Raw genomic sequence first — 19,526 nt, 5'->3', positions numbered from 1 at the left:
GCCACTGGCCAGGCCGGGTGGTCCTCTTATATAGTCATACTTTATTCGAGTTGATGAAAAAGCGAGGCGAGACATGACCGCGACCCGACGACCCGCGCGCTACCAGGGCGTGTTCCCGGTGGTGCCCACCATCTTCGACGAGGAGGGCACGCTGGACCTCGCCGGCCAGAAGCGCTGCGTCGACTTCATGATCGACGCCGGCTCGAACGGCCTGTGCATCCTCGCCAACTTCTCCGAGCAGTTCGTGCTGGCCGACGACGAGCGCGAGACGCTCACGCGCGCGATCCTCGAGCACGTGGCCGGCCGCGTGCCGGTGATCGTCACGACGACGCATTTCTCGACGGACATCTGTCTTGCGCGCGGCCAGCGCGCGCAGGCCCAGGGCGCGGCGATGGTGATGGTGATGCCGCCGTACCACGGCGCCACGCTGCGTCTCGGCGAGAAGCAGATCCACCACTTCTTCGGCCGCCTCAGCGACGGCCTGGACATCCCCATCATGATCCAGGACGCGCCGATGGCCGGCACGCCGCTGTCGGCCACGTTCCTCGCGAAGATGGCGCACGACTTCGAGCGCGTGCGCTACTTCAAGATCGAGACGGCCGGCGCCGCGAGCAAGCTGCGCGAGCTGATCGAGCTGGGCGGCGACGCCATCGAGGGCCCGTGGGACGGCGAGGAGGCGATCACGCTGCTGGCCGACCTCGACGCCGGCGCCACCGGCGCGATGACCGGCGGCGCGTATCCGGACGGCATCCGCACCATCGTCGACGCCTTCGCCGCGGGCCGGCGCGACGAGGCCGTCGAGGCCTACGGCCGCTGGCTGCCGCTGATCAACCACGAGAACCGCCAGGGCGGCTTCCTCGCGGCCAAGGCCTTGATGAAGGAGGGCGGCATCATCGCCTGCGACGCGCCGCGCAGCCCCTATCCGGCGATGAGCCCGCACGTGCGCGCCGGGCTGCTCGACGCCGCGAGACGGCTGGATCCCCTGGTGTTGCGCTGGGGTCGTTGAGGGTAAGCTTCGCGCCCACGTCCACTCCGCTGACGACATGTCGAGCCACGCCGAGCAGTCGCCTTATCGCACGAAGCCCGAGGGCAAGAGCCGGCACGGCCGCATCGTGCGCGAGCTGGGGCTGCGCATCCTCGCGGGCGAGCTGGCGCCGGGCGAGCGGCTGCCGGCCGAAAGCCAGCTGATCGAGAAGTACGCCGTCAGCCGTCCCGTGCTGCGCGAGGCGGTGCGCGTGCTCGTCGCCAAGGGCCTGGTGCTGTCGCGCCAGCGTTCGGGCGCGATCGTGCGGCCGCGCAACGAGTGGCACCTGCTCGACCCCGACGTGCTGTACTGGATGATCCAGACGCGCCCGGCCCCCGAGTTCGTGCAGACGCTGATGGGCATGCGGCGCGTCTTCGAGCCCGGTGCCGCGGCGCTCGCGGCGCAGGCCGCGACGGACGAGCAACTGGCGGGCATCGCGCAGGCCTACGAGGGCATGGCCGCCGCGGCCGACGCCGACGCGATGCTGGAGCCCGACCTCGCGTTCCATCGCCGCATCGCCGAGGCCACCGGCAACGACCTGATGGCCTACATCGGCACGATGCTGTCGCTGGCGTTGCGCGAGTCGATCAAGCTGAGCAGCCGGCTGCCCGACACGCACGCGCTGTCGTTGCCGCGGCACAAGGCCATCCTCGACGCGCTGCAGGCGCGCGACCCCGCCGCCGCGCATCGGGCCACGGTGCAGCAGCTCGACGCCACGCAGCTGGACCTGTCGGCCGTGATCTCGACCGGACTCTAGGCTCAGTTGCCGTCGTCGGAGACCTCGACGAAGTGCTCGTCGAACGGCTGCAGCGGCGGGAACGGGTCCGGCTGCTTCAATCGAGCCTCGACGGCCTTGTCGGCCGGCGTCGCGGCGAAGGCGTTGGAGGCCGGCGTGGAGTGGCAGCCCGACATCATGACGAGCATGACGGCCGACACCGCGGCGAGAATCAGCGTGCCGACGGTGACGTAGCCGCCACCGCGTGGTCCGCTTCGGACATGACAGGTCTTCTGCATTTCGAATCCCCTGATGCGGACATCTGGCGGCCCGCTGCAGGAAACGATATTGATCCTTTGTGCGTCGCGCCGCATCCCTCAGGCAGGGGGTGACGCGAGGGCGAATCTGAAGGCCCGCTGACCCTCAACTCCACAGCAGGAAGACACCTCATGAGCTCAACCAACCCCGTCGCCGTCGTCACCGGAGCCGGCAGCGGCATCGGCAAGGCCTGCGTGCTGGCGCTGGCGCGCGCGGGCTACCGCGTCGTGCTGGCCGGCCGGCGCGCGGACGCGCTGCAGCAGGTCGCCGCGCAGGCCGGCGGCGGCGTCACGCTGCTTTGCGTGCCGACCGACGTCACGCAGCCCGCCGACGTCGACGCGCTGTTCGCGGCCACGCTGCAACGCTTCGGCCGCGTCGACGTGCTGTTCAACAACGCCGGCATCAGCGCCAACGGCATCGCGTTCGAGGACCTGTCGTTCGAGAAGTGGCGCGCGGTGGTCGACACCAATCTCAACGGCATGTTCCTGTGCGCGCAGGGCGCGTACCGCGCGATGAAGGGGCAGTCGCCGCGCGGCGGCCGCATCATCAACAACGGCTCGATCTCGGCGCACGCGCCGCGCCCCGACTCCGCGCCGTACACGGCCACCAAGCACGCGGTGACGGGCCTGACCAAGTCGATCTCGCTCGACGGCCGCGCGTACGACATCGCCTGCGGCCAGATCGACATCGGCAACGCCGTCACCGACATGGCCGCGCGCATGGCCACCGGCGTCAAGCAGGCCGACGGCCGCATCGCGCCCGAGGCGATGCTGGACGTCGCGCGCGTGGCCGACGCGGTCGTCCACATGGCCGGCCTGCCGCTGGAGGCCAACGTGCAGTTCATGACCATCATGGCGACGAAGATGCCGTTCGTCGGGCGAGGCTAGCGCGCACTGAACGGTCGTTTAGACGGTTGAAAAGCGTGCGATGTTGCAGCATCGTCGCTCTTTCAAGGGGGTGAGGTCCACGGTCGAGTTCACGACGCACAACAGCCAGTTACAGTCGCCTCGGTCGGTCGCCGCGGTGCCCATCTGGGTCCCGAGCCCCGCTGCGAGACCGCTGGCACCCATGTCCGATTCGTCTTCCTTCCTGCCCACGCACGCTGCGCTGATGCCCCTGCCCGAGGCAAGCGACGCGCTGCCCATCGGCACGCCGCTGGGCGAATTCGAGGTTCGCGGCGTGGTGGGCGTCGGCGGCTTCGGCGTCGTCTACCGTGCCTGGGAGCCGGCGCTCGAGCGCGAGGTCGCGCTGAAGGAATACATGCCCGTGGGACTCGTGTCGCGCGGGCCCGACGGCCACGTCGCCCTGCGCTCGCGCACCTACGAGCAGGACTTCGCCCTCGGCCTGAAGTCCTTCGTCAACGAGGCCCGCCTCCTGGCGCGGTTCGATCATCCGGCGCTGGTGAAGGTGCACCGGTTCTGGGAGATGAACGGCACCGCCTACATGGCGATGCCTTTCTACAACGCGCGGACCCTGCGTCAACGGCGCCAGGACATGGGCCTGCAGGCACCGACCCAGGACTGGCTGATGTCGATGATCGAGCCGTTGCTGGGCGCGTTGGCGGAGATGCACCGCGTCGACGTCTACCACCGCGACATCGCGCCCGACAACATCCTCTGGTGCGACGACAACCGCCCCGTGCTGCTGGACTTCGGCGCGGCTCGCCACGCGCTGGCCGATCGCACGCAGTCGCTCACGGCCATCCTCAAGCCGCAGTTCGCGCCCATCGAGCAGTACGCGGAGGCCAAGTCGATGCGGCAGGGGCCGTGGACGGACGTCTTCGCGCTCGCGAGCACCTGCTACTTCATGCTGACCGGCCGGCCCCCCGTGCCGGCGACCGCGCGCGTCCTCAGCGACGAACTGATGCCGCTGGCGCAACTGGCGCCTCCGGGCTTCTCGACGCAGGTGCTCGCGACGCTGGACTGGGCGATGAGCGTGCGGCCGGAGGATCGGCCGCAATCCGTCGCGACGTTCTGGGACGCGCTGCACGGACACCTGAAGGTGCCGGTGCGCGGGGCGCCCCGGCCGGCCCTGCGCGAGGCGCGCGCCGACGCCGCGGGCGCGTTCGAGCGGACGATCCAGTCCGCCCAGCCGACGACGGTGAAGTGGGTGGGCGCGCATTCTTCCGGCGTTGCCCGGCTGCGCTCGACGATCGCCGGCGCGGTGCGTCCGCCGCATCGAGACGAAGCTGCGCAGATGCCGTCGGGGCTGCCCGGACTGCGGCCGGCGGCGTGGCTGCTGGGCCTCGCCGGCGTGGCGGCCGCGGTGGCCTGGATCGGGCCCTGGCATGCGCGGGATCGGCTTGCGCTGGGCGCCGATCCGGTGATGCAGGCGGCGGTGGCGGCCGCGCCCGCGTCCGCCGCGGCGGCCACGGCCAGCGCGCCGATCGCCGTGCCGGCGTCGGCCGCGCTGCCGGCAGCACGCGTCGGCACATCGGCGGACACGCCGGCGCCACCGGCAGCGGCGTCGCGAGCGAAGGCGCCGGACGCTCTCGCGCGGGGCGAGCGCGATCGGGTCGCAGTCCATGGCGCAATCGGCTCCGCATCGAGCGCGCGCCGCGGCGTCGTCGTGCGAGCGTCCAGCCGCCATGCCAGCCAGCTCGAGGCGTGCCGCGCGAACGAGGCGTCCGACGCGGAGGCCTGCGTGCGCCGCCTGTGCGACAGCGATCCCGTCCTGCGCCGCGACGCGGTGTGCGCCGGCTCGACGACGCCGGTCAAGCGCTGGTGGCAATTCTGGAAGCCCGGCCAGGCTCGTCCGGAAGCCGCGCACGCCGCGTCCAGCTGAGGCCGCCGTCCAGGTCGCTGGCGTCGCAGGATCCCCCTGTTCGGGCGCGTTCGCCGTCGACTCGAAGTGGGCCGGCCTCGCCTAACCCAGACGGAAGCGGGCGGCGTGGCCGCTGGCGCGGAACTCCCGGACGACGTGCTCGACGAACAGCCTCACCTTCGCCGGCACGAGCTTGCGGCTGGTGTAGTAGATCGACAGCGGCAGCGCCTCGGCGTACCACTGGGGCAGCACGCGCACCAGCTCGCCGCTCTCCAGCAGCGGCAGGACGTGCGGCAGCGGCAGCATGGCGATGCCCATGTGGTTGGCGGCTGCGCGGGCCATGGCCTCCGGGTCGTCCAGAACCATCACCGGACGCACGCTGGCCACCACCTCCTGGCCGGCGTTGTTCTTCAAGGTCCAGGGCGTGAGGCGCCCGGAGACGAGCGAGCGGCGCAGCAGGCCGCGATGCCGCGCCAGTTCATCGGGATGGCCCAGCACCGGCTGCGTCTTCAGGTAGGCCGGCGACGCCACCAGCACGATGCGCAGGCGCGCCAGCTCGCGCGCGATCAGCGCGTCGGTCAGCTCGATGCCGCCGCCGATGGCGACGTCGAAGCCCTCGGCGATCAGGTCGACCTGGCGGTTGTCGAAGTGCAGGTCGGGCACCACGTCCGGATAGCGGCGCACGAAGCCCTCCATCATCGGCACGAAGTATTCGCGGCCAACCGTGTGCGCGAGTGCGACCTTCAGCGTGCCGGCCGGCTTGCCGGCGCCTTGCCGCAGGTCGGTCAGCGCGTCGCCGATCTCGCTCCAGGGCAGCCGCACCTGGCCGTAGAGGCGTTCGCCGTCGGTGGTCAGCGCCACCTTGCGGGTGCTGCGCTGGAACAGGCGCACGCCCAGCCGCGCCTCGAACTGGGCCACGCTCTTGCTGACCGCCGCGGGCGTCAGGCCCAGATGACGCGCCGCCGCCGAGAAGCTGCCCTCGTCGGCCGCGGCGATGAACGCATCGAGATAGCCACGCAGTTCGGTCAGCATGGCGCGATCTTATACAAATGGTTGAAAGTGAAGGCGAAGATTTGTGACTACCGCAGACGGGCACCGATGACCACACTTGAGTCCATCAACCACCCAACCAGGAGCACATCATGAGCACCACTTCCCTCCTCGCCGGCAAGGTCGCCTTCATCCACGGCGGATCGCGCGGCATCGGCGCCGCCACGGCACGCCGGCTGGCGCGCGACGGCGCGACGGTCGCCATCGGCTACGCGTCCTCGGCCATCGCGGCCGAGGCGCTGGTCGAGGAGATCAAGGCCAGCGGCGGCCAAGCGGTCGCCGTCAAGGCCGACGCCACCGACGCGACCGCGCTGACCAACGCGATCGACGGCGTCGCCGAGCGCTTCGGGCGGCTCGACATCCTCGTCAACAGCGCCGGCGTGCTCGCCGTCGCGCCGCTCGACCAGTTCACGTTGAAGGACTTCGACCAGACCGTCGCGGTCAACATCCGCTCCGTCTTCGTCGCCACGCAGGCCGCCGCGCGCCACATGAAGGAGGGCGGCCGCATCATCAACATCGGCAGCACCAATGCGCAGCGCATGCCGTTCGCGGGCGGCGGGGTCTACGCGATGAGCAAGTCGGCGCTGGTCGGCCTGGTCAAGGGCCTGGCGCGCGATCTCGGCCCGCGCGGCATCACGGTCAACAACGTGGCGCCGGGCCCGGTCGACACGGACATGAACCCGGAAGCCGGCGACTTCGGCGCCGCGCTGCACGACCTGATGGCCATCAAGCGCCACGCCAAGGCCGACGAGATCGCCGGCATGGTGGCCTACCTGGCCGGCCCGGAAGCGGCCTTCGTCACGGGCGCCGACCTGCTGATCGACGGCGGCTTCGCGGCTTGACGCCAGCGGGGGCGCAGCGCCCCCGCCGGCAGCCAGCCGAGGCCGGCGTCGGTGCGCCCCGCCGGCCTGTACTCGCAGCCGATCCAGCCGTCGTAGCCCAGGCGCTCCAGTTCGGCGAACAGGAACTCGAAGCGGATCTCGCCGGTGCCCGGTTCGTGGCGGCCGGGGTTGTCCGCGACCTGCACGTGCGCGATGCGCGGCAGGTGTCGCGCGAGCGTGCCCGCGAGCTCGCCCTCCATGCGCTGCATGTGGTACGCGTCGTACTGCACGAACACGTTCGGCTCGCCGACATCGTCCAGCAAGGCGACGCATTGCGCGGTTCGGTTCACGAAGAAGCCGGGGATGTCGAAGGTGTTGATCGGCTCGACCAGCAGCTTCAGGCCTTCGGCCGCGAACGCGCGTGCCGTGAAGCGCAGGTTGTCGACCAGCGTGCGGCGCAGCGCGTCGACGTCGGCGCCGGGCGGCGCGATGCCCGCGAGGCAGTTCACCTGCCCGACGCCCAGCGCGTGCGCATGGGCGATCGCGCGCGAGACGCCCGCGCGGAACTCGGCGACGCGATCCGGCAGGCAGGCCAGCCCGCGCTCGCCGGCGGTCCAGTCGCCCGCGGGCAGGTTGTGCAGCACCATCGCGAGCCCGTGGTCGTCGAGCCTCGCGCGGATCTCCGCGGCCGGCACCTCGTACGGGAACTGGCATTCGACGGCGGCGAAGCCCGCGCGCGCCGCGAGCGCGAAGCGATCGAGGAAGGGCGCCTCGGCGAACAGCATCGAGACATTGGCGGCGAAGCGGAGCATGGGCGTCATTCTCGCCGCCGGCCGCCGGCCGCCGGCCGCCGCGCGTGCGGTTTTGCCGCATTCGGCGCGGCGGCAACGCGACCATGGCTGGACAGAAATACAGCTCGCCTAGAATCGCGCCCCTTCGCCTCTCTCTTTTCCCGGCCGCGCACATGTTCAAGAACGCCATCGTCTACCGCATCGATCAATGGGAACAGCCGGCCATGGCCGAACTGGAGGCGCGCCTGGACGCGGCGCGCTTCGTCGAGTGCGGCGCGGCGCAGCAGGAGTCCTCGGGCTGGGTCGAGCCGCGCGGCGAGAAGCACGGGCCGCTGGTCGAGAACGTCGCTGGCCAGTGGATCCTCAAGCTGTGCACCGAGACCAAGGCCGTGCCCGGCGGCGCCGTCAAGACGCAGCTGGAGGCGCGCCTGGACAAGATCGAGCAGGAGACCGGCCGCCGTCCCAAGGGCAAGCACGCCAAGGAGCTGAAGGAAGAGATCGTGCACGAGCTGCTGCCGCGCGCCTTCCCCAAACGCGGCACGACGCCGGTCTGGATCGACCTCGAGGCGAAGCTCGTGATGATCGGCGCGGGCAGCGCCAAGAAGGCCGACAAGATCGTCACGCTGCTGACCGAGCTGCTGTCCGGCGGCATCCGGCTCGACCTGGTGCAGACGCAGATGTCCGCCGCGGCGGCGATGGCCGAGTGGCTGTCGGCCAAGGAGGCGCCGGCCGGCTTCACGATCGACCGCGAGTGCGAGCTGAAGCAGCCCGACTCGGAGAAGTCGCTGGTGCGCTACGCACGCCACACGCTCGACATCGACGAGGTCGGCGAGCACATCAGGCAGGGCAAGCTGCCGACGCAGCTCGCGCTGACGTGGGACAGCCGCGTGTCCTTCGTGCTCACCGAGAACTTCGCGATCAAGAAGATCAAGCTGCTCGACGTCGTGCTCGAAGGCAAGGAGGCCTCGGGCAAGGGCGACAACGGCTTCGACGCCGACGTCGCGATCACCACCGGCGAGCTGGGCAAGCTGATCCCCGACCTCGTCGAGGCGCTCGGCGGCCCGCTCAAGCTGGGCGAGGCCGGCACCTCCACCACCGACAAGGTGATCGCCGCGCTCACCGGCCAGACGGCCGCGATGGGCACGACGGCGTCGCCGTACGCGCCGGCCAACACCGAGGACGCGTCGGCGCCGTTCTGACGCGCGACGTCCCGCCATGCGTGTCGCTGCCTGCCTGCTGCTCGCGCTCGCCTGCGTGGCGGGCGGCGCGCGTGCGCACGCGCTGCCCGCATGGGCGGACGCCGGCCGCAGCGCGGTGATTCCGGTGCGCGAGGCCTCGGGCGAAGTCGAGCGCATGCAGGTCACGTGGTTCCTGCCGCCCGGGCCGGGGCCGTTTCCGGTGGTGCTGTTCTCGCACGGCCGCGACCTGTCGGCCGCCAACCGCGCGAGCCTGGCCGTGGGTGTCAGCCGTGCGCAGCTCGTGTTCTGGCTGGCGCGCGGCGTGGCCGTGGTGGCGCCGGTGCGCCCGGGCTACGGCGCCAGCTCGGGCGGCGATCTCGAGGGCACGGGCGTGCGTGTCGACGACGCGGGACGCTGCGTCGGCCAGGCGGACTTCGGCCGGTCGACCGTGGCCGCGTTGCGCGCCGTCGACGCGACGCTGCGCTGGCTGCAGGGCCAGCCCTGGGCCGACGCCGGCCAGGTGGTGCTGGTCGGCCAGTCGGTGGGCGGCCTGGTCTCGGTGGCGGCCGGCGCGTACTCGCCGCCCGGCGTCGTCGGCGTCGTCAACTTCGCCGGTGGCGCGGGCGGCAACTCCGAGCGCGCGCCCGGAGCGAGTTGCGCACCCGAGCAACTGGAGAGCCTCTTCGCGGACTACGGCCGCTCGACGACCGTGCCCAGCCTGTGGGTCTATGCGCTCAACGACCAGTTCTGGGGCGCGTCCGTGCCGCGCGCCTGGCACGCGGCCTTCGCGCGCGGCGGCAGTCCGGCCGCTTTCGTGCAGACGCCGGCGCTGCCCGACGGCGACGGGCACGGCCTGTCCCGCCACGCGCCCGCGTTGTGGGCGCCGGCGGTGGACGAATTCCTCGCGCGCCTGGGCGGCCCGTGGAACGCGGCGACGCTGCCTCGGCCCGTGCTCCAGCTCGACGCCGGCGACGCTTGCCTGTCCATCGGGAGCGCGCCATGCGCCGCGCCTCGTTGATCGTCCTTGCGGCGCTGGCGGCGCTCCCGTTCGCGGCCGGTGCCGTGTCGCGCACGGCGCGCGAGGCCGGCGGCCACGAGGTGACGATCGCCGTGCGCGAGGCGTCGGGCGAGGTCGCGCAGATGGGCACGACCTGGTTCGTGCCGCCCGGCAAGGGGCCATTCCCGGTGGTGCTGTTCTCGCACGGCCGGCCGTCCGGCGAAAGCGGGCGCAAGAAGCTGGCGCTGGGCATCAGCCGTTCGCAGCTGAAGTACTGGCTGGGCAAGGGCGTGGCGGTGGTGTCGCCGGTGCGCCCGGGCTATGGCGACAGCACTGGCGGCGACGTCGAGCTGAGCGGCGTGCACCACGACGCCCACGGACGCTGCACCGGCACGCCCGACTACCGCAGGACGGCCGACGCCGCGGTGCTGAGCATCCAGGCCGCGCTGCAGTGGATCGGCCAGCAGCCCTGGGCGGATGCGAAGGACGTGCTGCTGGTGGGCCAGTCGGTGGGCGGCCTGGCCACGGTCGCCGCGGCGGCGCAACCGCTGCCGGGTGTCGTCGGCTATGTCAACTTCGCGGGTGGATCGGGAGGCAATCCCGAGCTCAGCCCCGGCGTCTCGTGCGACCCCGGCCAGATCGAGGCGATGGTTGCGGCGTACGCGAAGACGACCACCGCGCCCAGCCTGTGGATCTACGCGATGAACGACCAGTACTGGGGCCCGGACGTTCCGGTCGCCTCGCACGCGGCGTTCGCGCGGGGTGGCAGCCGCACGACCTTCGTGCACGCGCCGGCGGTGCCGGACGGCGACGGCCACGGGCTCTCGCGCCACGACGCCTCGTTGTGGGCACCGGCCGTCGATGCCTTCATCGCCAGGCTGCCGTTCCCGCATCCGCACTGACGCGTGGGCGCGGCGCATGCCCCGACGGCGCAGCCGGTTTCGCCGAATCGCTAGACTGGCCCGGCCACCTCGCGAGACCGCCATGCCCGACAACGCCATCCTGCAGATCCAGTCCCTCGGCTTCCCGTGGGAGACGGCCGATCCGTTCCTGTTCTGCGTCCATCACGACGACGCCTACCCGAAGGGCAATGGCGCGTTCGGCCCCGCGGCTTCGCTCGCGGGTCGCAACATCGGGCAGGACTTCGGCCGCAAGGACGGCTGGAGCATGTACCACGGCGAGACCGTGCCGGGCTTTCCGTCGCATCCGCATCGCGGCTTCGAGACGGTGACCATCGTGCGCCAGGGCCTCACCGACCATTCCGATTCGCTCGGTGCCGCGGCGCGCTTCGGCGGCGGCGACGTGCAGTGGCTGACGGCCGGCAAGGGCATCGTGCACTCGGAGATGTTCCCGCTGCTCGACGCCGACAAGCCCAACCCGCTCGAGCTGTTCCAGATCTGGCTCAACCTGCCGGCGCGCAACAAGATGTGCGAGCCGCACTTCACGATGCTGTGGGCCGAGGACATCCCACACCGCTTGTTCGACAGCGGCGACGGCGCGGTCACCGAGGTCGCGGTCATCGCCGGCCGTCTCGCGCAGGCCGCCGAGATCGCCGAGCCCCTGCCGCCGCCGCCCGATTCGTGGGCCTCGCAGCCCGAGGCCGACCTCGCGATCTGGACGCTGCGCATGGACCCCGGTGCGCGCTGGACGCTGCCGGCGGCTGTCAACGCCGCGGCACGTCGCAGGCTCTACTTCTTCGCCGGCGCGAGCGTGAGCGTCGCGGGGCAGGCGATCGCCGAGCACGCGGCGATCGAACTGCGCGCGGCCAGCGCCGTCGAACTGGTCAACACCGGCGTGGACGTCGCCGAGTGCCTGCTGCTGCAGGGCCGCCCGATCGGCGAGCCGGTGGCGCAGTACGGGCCGTTCGTGATGAACACCGAGGCCGAGCTGCGCCAGGCCTTCGACGACTATCGCCGCACCGAGTTCGGCGGCTGGCCCTGGCCCGACCACGCGCCGGTGCACGGCCCCGAGCGCGTGCGCTTCGCGCGCCACGCGGATGGCCGCGTGGAGACGCTGGCCACTTCGCGCGAGGCGCGCGCGCTGATGCCCAACGTCGTGCCGGGCGACGTGGCCGCGGCGGACGACGGCGAGGTCGTGGCGTCCAGCGTGGTGCTCGACGAGAACAGCGCGCGCGGCATGCAGTAGCGCCCGCGCCGCTCAGGGCTCGGCGTCCTGCGACGGCGGCGGCTGGTAGACGATGCGGTCGTCGACCTGGTAGACGAAGCAGGCCTTGCCGGCCAGTTCGGCGCAGCGCTTCAACGCGCGCACCTTCGGGTCCGACGACGAGAAGCGGTTCGGCGCGGTGTTGCCGTGCGCGCAGGCCCAATGCCCGTTGTCCGAGATCACGCACACCTTCGGAGAAGGCTCGGTGCCGACGTACCTGCGGAACTCGGCCTGCCGCGCGTCGTTGAGGAAGGGGATGCGCGGCGTGCCGGGCGGCAGGGCGGTCGCGACGATCGCCGGCGCCGGTGCAGGCACCGTTCGCGGGGCCACGCGCGCGGGTGCGGGCGGCGGCGGTTCGGGCGTGGGGATCGGCGGCGGCACCAGCGGACGCGGCGGGGTCGCCACGGGCGGCGCCGCGCCCGCTGACGGGATCGGCAAGGTGTCGGCCGGCACGGGATCGACCGGCACCGGGGTCGGCCTCGTCGGCACCCCGGTCGGCGTGGATCGGGACGGCGGCGGCACGGGCGACACCGGCATGGGCCGTCCCTGCAGCAAGGCCAGGTGGCGTGCCGGAAGCTCGCGGATGAAGTCGACCGGCAGCGCGAAGTTCAGGTTCTGGCCGTCGTCCACGTTGAAGGTGGTGATGCCTATCAGGCGGCCATCGGCATCGAACAGCCCGCCGCCGCTGCTGCCGTGCGAGATCGGCGCGTTGGTCTGGATCGACGTCAGGCGGCGCATCTCGTCGCGCCGCAGCGCGGACAGCAGGCCGTTGCTGAGCGTGAGGTCGAGCCCCTTCGGATTGCCCAGCGCATAGACCGGCTGGCCGACCACCAGCTGCGAGGTGTCGGCCAGCGGCACGGCGGGCGCGTTCAGGTGCGCCGCGGTCGTGATCTGGCAGATGTCGCGCGCCGGATCCCACTTGTCGAGATGGCCGACGTAGGCCAGGTTGTCGTGGATCACGTCGAAGCTCTTGGCCTTGCTCAGCACGTGGCAGTTGGTGATCAGCGTGTCGGGCGCGATGACGACCGCGCTGCCCTGCGCGATGTAGGCGCCGCTCTTCTCGTAGGTCTGCACCAGCCAGACGCTGGGCGAGACCCTGGCGAAGAATTCGGCCGGCGTCAGCGCGCGCGCGCCCGTCGCGAGGCCGGCGCAGGCGAGCAGCACGGCGGCGTGCGCGAGGCGGGGTGTCGTTGTGCGCATCGCGCGGCGTGGCGGCCGGAGGCTCATCGTGCGGTCAATCCCTTGAGGTCGTCGGCCGTGACCGTGGGTGCCGGCTCCGGCAGGAGCTGGGGCCGGGCCATGCCGGGCTCGCGTTCGACCGTCTCGATCGGCAGGTCGATCGCCTGCTCGGGCTGGCGCTGCCCGGCGCGGACCATCAGAGGCGCGCTCGTCGCCAGCGTCTTGCAGGCCTGGTTGCCGGCCTCGCGCTGCCTCAGCGAGGGCTCGATGCGCACGGCGTCGGGGTCGGTCACGTCGCGCAGCATCGCCGTGCAGGAGCCGTCGGGGTTGCTCTTCGTCGTCACGGCATACGTGCGCCCGGCCGCGGGGGCGAACGAGAGTCGCACCGCGCAGTAGCCGCGGGGCTCGTGCACCCAGGTCTCGAAGGTCTGCCAGCGGCCGGCCGCGAGCCGGGTCGGCACCGGGTCGACCGCGTGGCCGCCGCTGCCCACGCGCGAGCGGCCGGCGCAGCGCTCGGCGTTGGCGAAGAGGTCGACGTGGTACCAGTCGTCCGGCTGCAGGTCGTGGCTCATCACCAGGAATGCGGCGGCGACCGCGGGCCCGGGGGCGGCGTACGCCGGCACCTGCACGGGCGTCGGCGCGGGCGCCCGCGCCGGATGCTGGGCGCAGGCGGCAAGCAGCAGGACGGGCGCGACGACGCGGCAGCGCGCGAGGAAGATGGGCAGGTCGGACATTCGATGGAGCCGGCGCGGGGACGGCGCGATTTGAGCATGCTGCAGCCGTCGTTCGCCGCGGGTCCGCCCCCACGCGACACCAAACGGTGAATTTCTGACGCCTGGCCGGTTCGACAGCTTGGCTTCAGCGACGCCGGGATGGGGCGCCCTGGCGCGCGCGCAGGCCGGCGACGCAGCCCCCGACAAAGATGAGCGCCGGGATCAGCCCGAAGACCAGGGCCGCGATGTCGCCGCCGCGCACGCCCGCGGGCTGCGTCGTCGAATGCCAGGGCGCCGATGGGTCCACGCGCACCGCCAGCGTCGTGCCGGGCGGGTGGCGCGCCAAGGCCTGTTGCGCGCCCGCCTGGTACGTGAAGCAACCCGGCGCCAGCGTGCTCGGCGTGTCGTCGCCGACGACCGCCCAGTGGTGCGCGCCATGCCACTCGTAGGCGTACTTCCAGCTCGCGCACCAGCCGTTCCAGGCCGAACGCTTGCCGATGGCCGGCGTGTGCGTGAAGTCGACACGGGCCTCGGCGATGCGCGCCGGGACGACGATCCAGTCCTGCCCGAGGATCTCGTCCTGGATGTCGTGCGCCGGCCTCCAGCACAGCATCACGGTCACGCCGATGATGACGAGCACGATGAGGCCCATCGCGAGGCCGGCCAGCGGCCCGGCCGCGCGGGCTGGATGCGCAGGAGGCGACGGATTCAAGGATGTTGCGTGGCCAACTCGAAATGTTCCACCACCGGCGGCTTCGCGAAGAACGGCCCGACGATCTCGCGCCATTGCGGGAACAGCGGGCCACCGCGGAAGTCGACGGTGTGGTTCTCCAGCGTGTCCCAATGGATGGTCAGCAGGTAGCGCTCGGGCGACTCGATGCCGCGATGCACCTGGGCGTCGCGAAAGCCCTCGGCCTTGGCGATGACGGTGGCGATGCCGCGCCGGATCGCCTCCTCGAACTCGGCGTTCCTGCCTGGGGCGATCGTGATGTCGGCGTGTTCGAGGATCATGGGGACGGCTCGCGATGTTGGAAGGGAGCCGCGATTGTCGGGCCGCCGCCATGTCCCCAGGCGCGGCGCGGCCTCGCGTTCACGCCAGCCGGAATTCGCCGATCGCGTTGTTGAGGCTGAGGGCCTGGTCCTTCAGGCTGGCCGCGGCGGCCGCGCCTTCCTCGACCAGCGCGGCATTCTGCTGCGTCATCTGGTCCATGTGGACGATTGCGGTGCCGACCTCGGCGATGCTGGCGTTCTGCTGCGTCGTCGCTGCGGAGATCTCCGCGATGATGTCGGAGACGCCCTGCACGGCCGACACGATCTCGTGCATCGTCGCGCCCGCGCGCTGCACCAGCACCGAGCCGCCGTCCACGCTGGCGGTGGAGTTGCCGATCAGCCCGGCGATCTCGCGCGCGGCCGTCGCGCTGCGCTGGGCCAGCGTGCGCACCTCGCCCGCAACGACCGCGAAGCCGCGCCCGTGCTCGCCGGCGCGCGCCGCCTCGACGGCGGCGTTGAGCGCGAGTATGTTGGTCTGGAAGGCGATGCCATCGATGACGCCGATGATCTCGTTGATCCTGCGCGAGGACTGGCTGATCTCCTCCATCGTCGCCACCACCTGCGTGACGACACTGCCCCCCTCGCGGGCGACCTCGGAGGCGCTCAGCGCCATCTGCTTGGCCTGCTGCGCGGCGCCGGCGCTGTGGCGCACCGTCTCGGCCAACTGCTGCATCGAGGCGGAGGTCTGCTCGAGGCTGGCGGCGGCCTGCTCGGTGCGGTTGGACAGGTCGAGGTTGCCGTTGGCCACTTCGGCGGTCGCCTGCTGGATGGATTCCGAACCCTCGCGCACGCGGCGGACGATGCCGCGCAGGCCCTCCTGCATGCGCTGCATCGAGGCGAGCAGGCTTGCGTCCGGGCCGTCGACCTGCACCGTCTGGCCCAGGTCGCCGGCTGCGATGCGGTTGACCACCTCGGCCGCGTATTGCGGATCGCCGCCCAGCTGGCGCTGGATCGAGCGCGCCAGCAGCGTGCCCAGCATGGCAAGGACGGCGAACACGACGCCGCCGATCGCCAGGAAGCGCAGCGCGTAGCTGCGGAAGGCCGCGTCGAGGTCGTCGATGAACACGCCGCTGCCCACCACCCAGTCCCACGGCGCGAATCGCATCGCGCCCAGCAGCTTGGCCACCGGCACGTGCGAGGGATCGCCGGGGCGCGCAACGAAGGAATCGATGAAGACGCGGTCTGACTTGGCCAGTTCCTGCACGTAGACCTCGGAGGTCAGGCGGCCGTCCGCGGTCGGCGAGCCCTTGTCGATCTGGCCGACGCGCTTGGGATCGGCGTGCACCAGCATGCGGTTGTCCGTGGTGCGCACGAACACGTAGTCGTCGCCGTGGCGCAGCCCCGAGATGGCCTCGATGGCCTTGGCCTGGGCCTGCTCGCGGGTCAGCGCGCCGCTGGCCTCGAGCTGGTGGTAGTGCTCCATCACGCCGAGGCACAACTGCGCGATCTTGATGATCTGTTCCTCGCGGCCCTCGCGCATGTTCTGGCGCAAGGCCTGCAGCCCGACGAGGCTGATCAGGACGACGCCCGCGAGGGCGGAGGCGACGATGGCGAGGATGCGGTGGCGCAGTTTCATCAGGGAGCTCCGTGGTCGGCATGCGACGGCCCGGGCACCCGCGCTTGCGGGGGCGGCCGTCGAGTCCGCGCAGGGCGGACGTCGCCCGCGGCGTGCTCGCCTGCGTGCTGATCGCATGATCGACGCGAACGGCCGATGCCGGTGCCGCGAAGAAACGCCTCTTCGCGGTGCATTTCACGCTGGCGCCGCGACGTGCGCTTCAGGCCCGCGAGAGGTTCAGCGGCGCGCCGTCGAAGCCCGGGAACACCGCGGCCAGCTTGTTGTCCGGCAGCCCGAGGTTGTGCGCGCAGACGCCCGCGAGCACCTGGCGGAAATCGGTGGTGACCGCGAGGTCGCGGCCCTCGTGGAGCGACGACGCGTCTATGCCCGGCCAGCGGCCGTGCACCTTGCCGCCCGCGACGTTGCCGCCGAGCGCCCATATCACGTTGCCGTGGCCGTGGTCGGTGCCGCCGGTGCCGTTCTGGCGCACGGTGCGGCCGAATTCCGAGATGACGAGGATCGTCGTGTCGTCGAAGGTCGGGCCCAGGCGCGTCGCGAGTTCGGCCAGGCCCTGGCCCAGCGGCTGCAGCCGGTTGGCGAGCTGGCCCTTGGCGCCGCCCTGGTTGACGTGGGTGTCCCAGCCGCCGAGCGCGAGGAAGGCGATCTGCACGTTGGGGTCGCGCCGCATCAGCTGGGCGAGCCGGGACGCGTCGTCGGGGAAGCCGTTGGGCAGCGGCGCGCCGCCGTTGGCCACCATCTGCTCGCGATCCATCTCGGCGGGCAGCATCGCCTCGTTGACCTCGGCGCGCGACTGCTGCGATTCGCGATACGCCTTCGACATCGCGTCGTCGCCCGAGTACAACGAATCGAAGGCCTTGCTGACCTGCGGCCGATCGAGCTGCGTCGGCTTGGTGGCGCGCGACCCGTTGGCGATGTTGGCCACCGGATTCGGCCCGGCCCAGATGCGCGGCATCGTGGCGCCGACGCTGATCCCGCGCGTGACGCCCGCGCGCGCGCCGGGCGCGACGACGACGGGCGGCTCGGCACCGAGCAGCCGGTTGAGCCAGCCGTCGGGCGTGCCCTTGCGGCCCGGCGTGCCGGATTCCATGTAGTCCTGCGCGTCGAAGTGCGAGCGCGTCGGATCCGGCGAGCCCGAGGCCTGCACGAACGCGAGCTTGCCCGACTGCCACAGCGGCATCAGCGGCGCGAGATTCGGATTGAGGCCGAAGTGGCCGTCGAGGTCGAGCACGCCGCCATCCTGGCCCGGATGCGCCAGCGCGATCGACGAGCGTGCGTCGTAGTACGCGCCCTCGCCGTACGGCACCACCACGCTGAGGCCGTCGACCGCGCCGCGCAGGAACACGACGATCAGCCGCTTGTTGCCCGGGAGTTGCTGGCCGGCCTGCGTGGCCGGGGCGGCGAACGCGGTGCGGCCGACCGCCGTCCACGCGAGACCGGCGGCCGAGGCGGCCTGGAGAAGTTGTCGGCGTTGCATGGCGAGTCTCCTTCAGCGGCGCATGAAATCGGGGCTGCCGAGAACCAGCGCGGCGCGCAGCGCGGGCGGCGAACCGGCAACGGCGGCGCGGGTCTTGTCCGAGATGGCCGGGCCCAGCGTCGCGAGCAGCGTGGTCGCGTCGACCGGCGGCGTCGAGCCTTCGGCCGCCTCGTCGCGCGCCATCGCCTTGTCGGTCTGGCGTTCCATCGCCTTCAGGGGTTGCGCGGGGGCGTTCGGGTCGTCGACGCGTTGCAGCGGCAGCTTGCCCGAGGCCAGCGCGGTGGCGAAGTTCACGCGCTGCGTGATCGCGTTCGGGTTGAGCCAGTCGGCCTCGGTGTCGTGGAAGCCGTCCGGCGTCTGGCAGCCATACAGCGGCTGGCCCAGCTGCGCGAGCACCGCCATCAGCGGCTTCACGTTGGTCGTGGCGATGCCGGTGGCGCGCACCGAGGACATCACGTACTGGTACGGCGACTTGAACTTGACCGGCCGCGGATCGCGGAACTCGGGACTGTCGACGAGCGCCTGCATCACGGCGCGCAGGTCGCCGTCGGTGTCGAGGAAACGTCGCGAGAGCCGATCGACGAGCGCGGGCGACGGCTCGTCCGCGACGAAGCGCCGCGCGAGCTTGAACGCGACGTGCTTCGCGGTGGACGGATGGCGTGCCAGCACGTCGAGCGCGAACTCGCCTTCCATCTGGCCGCCGGGCGCGATGGCGTGGCCCAGCCAGGTCTTGCTGCCGTTGTCGTGGCGCGCGGGATCGAACGCGAAGAGCGAGTCGCCCTGGTGGCCGCGCGCATGGACGGGGCCGCCGTCCATCACGAAGCGCCCGCGGCGCGGCTTCTCCGGCGCCATCGTCCAGCCGGTGAGGATGCGCGCGAGCTCGGTGACGTCCTGCTGCGTGTAGCCGCCGTCCACGCCCAGCGTGTGCAGCTCCATCAGCTCGCGGGCGTAGTTCTCGTTGAGGCCGCTCGCCTGCTTGTTGCCGCCGCGGCGCGCCTGGAAGCCGGGCGCGACCGACAGCCAGTTGTCCAGATAGAACAGCATCGCCGGATGCTTGGCCGTCGCGCCCACCATCGTGCGGAAGCGCCCGAGCACGTTGGGGCGGATCGCCTCGCGCTCGTAGCTCTCGACCAGCACGCGATCCAGGCCCTTGCCCTGGAACACGTTGAAGTGGTTGAACCAGAAGTCGACCAGCACCTCCTGCAGCTGGCGCGGGCTGTTCAAGGCCTGCAGCAGCCGCTCGTCGCCGGCCTCGACATAGATGGCCGCGACCTGGCGGCGGCGCTCGGCGCCTTCCTCGGTGGGCGGTTTCTTGCCGTCCGGCGATGCGGTCTCGGCCTGCCTGGCCTGCTTCGCCTCCTTGGCCATCTCGCGGTACTGTGCGACCAGCTCGCGCTGCGTCTTGCCGGGCGTGCGCAGCCCCGCGAGCTGGTCGGCGAGGAACGCGGGCAGGGCGAGACGCTCCGGTTGCAACTGCTCGGCAATCCACGCGGGCACGCCCGTGCGCGCGACGCGCTCGAGGTCGCCCGGCGCCGGACCGAAGGCGAGGCGATTGAGCACGTGCAGCGCGTCGGCCTGGCTGGTGTCGGCGTCCGCCACCGCGAACGCGGGACGCCAGGCCAGCGCGGCGACGGCGGCGGCGAGCGCGCCGCGGCGCGTGATTGGAGGGACGGTCGGCAAGGTCATCGCGAGGCAGGCAGGAATGGGCTTGCCT

Annotated in this window: 19 protein-coding genes; 9 read left to right on the top strand and 10 right to left on the bottom strand. The window is 71.8% G+C overall.

The window, feature by feature from the left end:
* The first annotated feature begins 73 nt into the window (after positions 1 to 73).
* Positions 74 to 1,006, top strand: a complete 933-nt coding sequence (locus tag LPC04_RS07760; RefSeq protein WP_275681602.1) for a dihydrodipicolinate synthase family protein — start codon at positions 74 to 76, stop codon at positions 1,004 to 1,006.
* A gap of 37 nt (positions 1,007 to 1,043) precedes the next feature.
* On the top strand, positions 1,044 to 1,781 hold the full coding sequence (locus LPC04_RS07755) for a FadR/GntR family transcriptional regulator (RefSeq protein WP_275681601.1): 738 nt from the start codon (positions 1,044 to 1,046) through the stop codon (positions 1,779 to 1,781).
* 2 nt (positions 1,782 to 1,783) lie between these two features.
* Here the strand turns inward: LPC04_RS07755 and LPC04_RS07750 are convergent, their stop codons facing one another.
* On the bottom strand, positions 1,784 to 2,038 hold the full coding sequence (locus LPC04_RS07750) for a hypothetical protein (protein WP_275681600.1): 255 nt from the start codon (positions 2,036 to 2,038) through the stop codon (positions 1,784 to 1,786).
* A 150-nt stretch (positions 2,039 to 2,188) separates the two neighbouring features.
* Here LPC04_RS07750 and LPC04_RS07745 point away from each other — a divergent pair, with 150 nt between their 5' ends.
* Positions 2,189 to 2,944: an SDR family oxidoreductase gene (locus LPC04_RS07745; RefSeq protein ID WP_275681599.1), complete on the top strand. Its 756-nt coding sequence runs from the start codon at positions 2,189 to 2,191 to the stop codon at positions 2,942 to 2,944.
* A gap of 181 nt (positions 2,945 to 3,125) precedes the next feature.
* A complete protein-coding gene (locus tag LPC04_RS07740; RefSeq protein ID WP_275681598.1) occupies positions 3,126 to 4,841 on the top strand; it encodes a serine/threonine protein kinase in 1,716 nt (571 codons plus the stop codon).
* A gap of 81 nt (positions 4,842 to 4,922) precedes the next feature.
* On the opposite strand, the gene LPC04_RS07735 is transcribed toward LPC04_RS07740, so the two are convergent.
* The gene (locus tag LPC04_RS07735) at positions 4,923 to 5,852 is read right to left on the bottom strand and encodes a LysR family transcriptional regulator (protein WP_275681597.1); all 930 of its coding nucleotides are present in this window, start codon (positions 5,850 to 5,852) and stop codon (positions 4,923 to 4,925) included.
* Between the two features lie 110 nt (positions 5,853 to 5,962).
* Between LPC04_RS07735 and LPC04_RS07730 the strand changes: the two genes are divergently transcribed.
* Positions 5,963 to 6,712, top strand: coding sequence for an SDR family oxidoreductase (locus LPC04_RS07730; protein WP_275681596.1), 750 nt, complete (start codon positions 5,963 to 5,965; stop codon positions 6,710 to 6,712).
* On the opposite strand, the gene hyi is transcribed toward LPC04_RS07730, so the two are convergent.
* Entirely contained in the window at positions 6,640 to 7,503 is an 864-nt protein-coding gene (gene hyi, locus LPC04_RS07725) for a hydroxypyruvate isomerase (RefSeq protein ID WP_275681595.1), read from the bottom strand. The two genes, LPC04_RS07730 and hyi, sit on opposite strands and share 73 nt — an antisense overlap.
* Before the next feature lie 152 nt (positions 7,504 to 7,655).
* Here hyi and LPC04_RS07720 point away from each other — a divergent pair, with 152 nt between their 5' ends.
* The 4 genes from LPC04_RS07720 to LPC04_RS07705 all read left to right on the top strand — a co-directional run bounded on the left by LPC04_RS07720 (position 7,656) and on the right by LPC04_RS07705 (position 11,802).
* Complete coding sequence (locus tag LPC04_RS07720) at positions 7,656 to 8,681, top strand: recombination-associated protein RdgC (protein WP_275681594.1); 1,026 nt, start codon at positions 7,656 to 7,658, stop codon at positions 8,679 to 8,681.
* 16 nt (positions 8,682 to 8,697) lie between these two features.
* Complete coding sequence (locus LPC04_RS07715; protein ID WP_275681593.1) at positions 8,698 to 9,678, top strand: dienelactone hydrolase family protein; 981 nt, start codon at positions 8,698 to 8,700, stop codon at positions 9,676 to 9,678.
* Complete coding sequence (locus LPC04_RS07710; protein ID WP_275681592.1) at positions 9,660 to 10,559, top strand: alpha/beta hydrolase family protein; 900 nt, start codon at positions 9,660 to 9,662, stop codon at positions 10,557 to 10,559. Before LPC04_RS07715 ends, LPC04_RS07710 begins: the two co-directional genes overlap by 19 nt.
* A gap of 82 nt (positions 10,560 to 10,641) precedes the next feature.
* A complete protein-coding gene (locus tag LPC04_RS07705) occupies positions 10,642 to 11,802 on the top strand; it encodes a pirin family protein (RefSeq protein ID WP_275681591.1) in 1,161 nt (386 codons plus the stop codon).
* A 12-nt stretch (positions 11,803 to 11,814) separates the two neighbouring features.
* Here the strand turns inward: LPC04_RS07705 and LPC04_RS07700 are convergent, their stop codons facing one another.
* The 7 genes from LPC04_RS07700 to LPC04_RS07670 form a co-directional block, all read right to left on the bottom strand.
* A complete protein-coding gene (locus tag LPC04_RS07700; RefSeq protein WP_275681590.1) occupies positions 11,815 to 13,020 on the bottom strand; it encodes a S1C family serine protease in 1,206 nt (401 codons plus the stop codon).
* A 23-nt stretch (positions 13,021 to 13,043) separates the two neighbouring features.
* Positions 13,044 to 13,733 carry a hypothetical protein gene (locus tag LPC04_RS07695; RefSeq protein ID WP_275681589.1) on the bottom strand — a complete coding sequence of 230 codons (690 nt, stop codon included), beginning with the start codon at positions 13,731 to 13,733 and terminating at the stop codon, positions 13,044 to 13,046.
* Positions 13,734 to 13,857: 124 nt separating this feature from the next.
* Positions 13,858 to 14,424, bottom strand: a complete 567-nt coding sequence (locus tag LPC04_RS07690) for a DUF3592 domain-containing protein (RefSeq protein ID WP_275681588.1) — start codon at positions 14,422 to 14,424, stop codon at positions 13,858 to 13,860.
* Positions 14,421 to 14,723, bottom strand: coding sequence for an antibiotic biosynthesis monooxygenase family protein (locus tag LPC04_RS07685; protein ID WP_275681587.1), 303 nt, complete (start codon positions 14,721 to 14,723; stop codon positions 14,421 to 14,423). Before LPC04_RS07685 ends, LPC04_RS07690 begins: the two co-directional genes overlap by 4 nt.
* A 79-nt stretch (positions 14,724 to 14,802) precedes the next feature.
* On the bottom strand, positions 14,803 to 16,338 hold the full coding sequence (locus LPC04_RS07680) for a methyl-accepting chemotaxis protein (protein WP_275681586.1): 1,536 nt from the start codon (positions 16,336 to 16,338) through the stop codon (positions 14,803 to 14,805).
* A 199-nt stretch (positions 16,339 to 16,537) separates the two neighbouring features.
* On the bottom strand, positions 16,538 to 17,812 hold the full coding sequence (locus LPC04_RS07675; protein WP_275681585.1) for a DUF1501 domain-containing protein: 1,275 nt from the start codon (positions 17,810 to 17,812) through the stop codon (positions 16,538 to 16,540).
* Positions 17,813 to 17,824: 12 nt separating this feature from the next.
* On the bottom strand, positions 17,825 to 19,498 hold the full coding sequence (locus tag LPC04_RS07670; protein WP_275681584.1) for a DUF1800 domain-containing protein: 1,674 nt from the start codon (positions 19,496 to 19,498) through the stop codon (positions 17,825 to 17,827).
* Between the last annotated feature and the right edge of the window lie 28 nt (positions 19,499 to 19,526).

It is taken from the genome of Scleromatobacter humisilvae (assembly GCF_023231945.1).
GTDB lineage: Bacteria > Pseudomonadota > Gammaproteobacteria > Burkholderiales > Burkholderiaceae_C > Scleromatobacter > Scleromatobacter humisilvae.
The sequence above is the reverse complement of the archived record's forward strand: the minus strand, read 5'-3'. Positions and strand labels throughout refer to the sequence as shown.

What these genes read in the sequence shown, in the direction of transcription:
- hyi (WP_275681595.1), bottom strand. Translation starts at nt 7,503, where the DNA reads ATGCTCCGCTTCGCCGCCAATGTCTCGATGCTGTTCGCCGAGGCGCCC.
- LPC04_RS07750 (WP_275681600.1), bottom strand. Translation starts at nt 2,038, where the DNA reads ATGCAGAAGACCTGTCATGTCCGAAGCGGACCACGCGGTGGCGGCTAC.
- LPC04_RS07760 (WP_275681602.1), top strand. Translation starts at nt 74, where the DNA reads ATGACCGCGACCCGACGACCCGCGCGCTACCAGGGCGTGTTCCCGGTG.
- LPC04_RS07680 (WP_275681586.1), bottom strand. Translation starts at nt 16,338, where the DNA reads ATGAAACTGCGCCACCGCATCCTCGCCATCGTCGCCTCCGCCCTCGCG.
- LPC04_RS07675 (WP_275681585.1), bottom strand. Translation starts at nt 17,812, where the DNA reads ATGCAACGCCGACAACTTCTCCAGGCCGCCTCGGCCGCCGGTCTCGCG.
- LPC04_RS07755 (WP_275681601.1), top strand. Translation starts at nt 1,044, where the DNA reads ATGTCGAGCCACGCCGAGCAGTCGCCTTATCGCACGAAGCCCGAGGGC.
- LPC04_RS07730 (WP_275681596.1), top strand. Translation starts at nt 5,963, where the DNA reads ATGAGCACCACTTCCCTCCTCGCCGGCAAGGTCGCCTTCATCCACGGC.
- LPC04_RS07740 (WP_275681598.1), top strand. Translation starts at nt 3,126, where the DNA reads ATGTCCGATTCGTCTTCCTTCCTGCCCACGCACGCTGCGCTGATGCCC.
- LPC04_RS07695 (WP_275681589.1), bottom strand. Translation starts at nt 13,733, where the DNA reads ATGTCCGACCTGCCCATCTTCCTCGCGCGCTGCCGCGTCGTCGCGCCC.
- LPC04_RS07670 (WP_275681584.1), bottom strand. Translation starts at nt 19,498, where the DNA reads ATGACCTTGCCGACCGTCCCTCCAATCACGCGCCGCGGCGCGCTCGCC.
- LPC04_RS07710 (WP_275681592.1), top strand. Translation starts at nt 9,660, where the DNA reads ATGCGCCGCGCCTCGTTGATCGTCCTTGCGGCGCTGGCGGCGCTCCCG.
- LPC04_RS07720 (WP_275681594.1), top strand. Translation starts at nt 7,656, where the DNA reads ATGTTCAAGAACGCCATCGTCTACCGCATCGATCAATGGGAACAGCCG.
- LPC04_RS07705 (WP_275681591.1), top strand. Translation starts at nt 10,642, where the DNA reads ATGCCCGACAACGCCATCCTGCAGATCCAGTCCCTCGGCTTCCCGTGG.
- LPC04_RS07685 (WP_275681587.1), bottom strand. Translation starts at nt 14,723, where the DNA reads ATGATCCTCGAACACGCCGACATCACGATCGCCCCAGGCAGGAACGCC.
- LPC04_RS07745 (WP_275681599.1), top strand. Translation starts at nt 2,189, where the DNA reads ATGAGCTCAACCAACCCCGTCGCCGTCGTCACCGGAGCCGGCAGCGGC.
- LPC04_RS07715 (WP_275681593.1), top strand. Translation starts at nt 8,698, where the DNA reads ATGCGTGTCGCTGCCTGCCTGCTGCTCGCGCTCGCCTGCGTGGCGGGC.
- LPC04_RS07735 (WP_275681597.1), bottom strand. Translation starts at nt 5,852, where the DNA reads ATGCTGACCGAACTGCGTGGCTATCTCGATGCGTTCATCGCCGCGGCC.
- LPC04_RS07700 (WP_275681590.1), bottom strand. Translation starts at nt 13,020, where the DNA reads ATGCGCACAACGACACCCCGCCTCGCGCACGCCGCCGTGCTGCTCGCC.